This is a genomic window from Amedibacillus sp. YH-ame10, from assembly GCF_053848885.1.
This window is the reverse complement of the sequence record NZ_JBSPFA010000066.1, coordinates 1-1,539: the sequence shown is the minus strand read 5'-3', so window position 1 is coordinate 1,539 and position 1,539 is coordinate 1. Positions and strand designations below refer to the sequence as shown.

The following is a 1,539-nucleotide window of genomic DNA, read 5'->3' as shown; positions in this document are numbered from 1 at the left end:
ATTTTTTTATGACTTTCACAATATATTAAAAGGGTTATTGCCGTTTTCACTTAACTTAAACTGCAATAACTCCCTTTTTTTACTATTTTTACTTCTTACTGCATTTATTCTGATAATTTACGTATATTTCACAAAATTTAAAAATGCACATACCAATATTCTACGCCAAATATGCTCACTCGTTTACACAATTCAACACTACTTTTATTCGATATAGTTTCATACATACTCCGTGATATCGTCAACCATGTTGTCTCTCCATTATAACGACGTATTTCAATAGTATAGTCTCTTCTATTACGCGAACGATGACTTTTCTTATCCACAACAAAGGCAGATTCATGTACTGGTGCTTTTACCCTAGAAATCCAATTCCACGCAAACATAGATGAAAAGCTATATGCCACTAAAGCAAGAAATACTAAAATCCACTTCCCTTTACGTATCTTTTCATCACGACGTTTCGAAATCCCTACAAATGGAATAAATAGAATAATAGCGAATATAAAAACCAACACAAAAAAATAACCTTCGTTCCTTAAATTCATCGTATCTGCATTTATAAGTAAGATGATAATAGATGAAAGAATGGGTAAAAACGGAACTTTTATATGAGAATTCTTCCAGCTTGTTTTCTCCTCTTTTCGAATTTCACATACCATTCTTGGATATATCCAAAGATATAAAAAGTAATATAACATAGGAGAAATTGCAAAGATTAGAAATACCCATCGAATCGGTAGAGCAACAAAGACAATAAGTAAAAGAAACGTATGCACGTAGGATAAAATACGTATGGTTTTTTTCATCTTTTTAACCTTTGTCTTGCTCATTTGTTTCCCAAGTTCTTTTATCTCCTGTTCTTTTATATTTTCATCTGAATGAATTATAGAATTTCTAACAAATACATTCGCTTCACAAGATTTAATAGCTATATTTTTTTCATTGAAGTACGCAATTGCTTGTGAGGCATTTTTCATATTGCTTTTAAAATCAGCTAAACTATTCTTATCACTATCACAGAGTCTATAAGAAACACTTGAAATCAAAAACTTAGAAAGTATTACTTCACAACATCTAATGTCCTTACAATGAAAAATTCTTTTTCGCCCCAACCAGTTTATATACTCACACTCTTCTTCACTTATTCTTAGTTTATGATAATGATATAACATTAACAAATAAATACCTAACATCAGAAAGAAACCGAAGACAACAATACAAAACAATGCACTACTAATGTCTCCTACAATCAAGGAGGATAGAACACTAATACCTAGAATAATAGAGAAAAAAGTACTCGTAATGATTCCTACTATAAATACAATTTTATTTTCACTTACTATGATTTTTTCCATCTTTATCACCTTGTTATGGAATTATTATAACAAATTATTCAATATATTACAGCAAAACATAAAAAAGATGTCCTGAAGGACATTCCGAAAGATTAAATTTCGCCTGTAGATATAGTATACTATCTATAGGTGATTTTTTTGATTAAAGACTCTTCTGTTTTCGCTAAAAAAGAACTTGCTT

At 29.8% G+C, this 1,539-nt stretch carries 1 protein-coding gene; it reads right to left on the bottom strand.

The window, feature by feature from the left end:
* Window positions 1-137: 137 nt before the first annotated feature.
* Window positions 138-1,358, bottom strand: a complete 1,221-nt coding sequence (locus ACWG42_RS14905; protein WP_455793354.1) for a hypothetical protein — start codon at window positions 1,356-1,358, stop codon at window positions 138-140.
* Window positions 1,359-1,539 lie beyond the last annotated feature (181 nt).

Bases quoted from the DNA above. Each gene is read 5' to 3' on its own strand.
- ACWG42_RS14905 (WP_455793354.1), bottom strand. From the start codon at position 1,358: ATGGAAAAAATCATAGTAAGTGAAAATAAAATTGTATTTATAGTAGGA.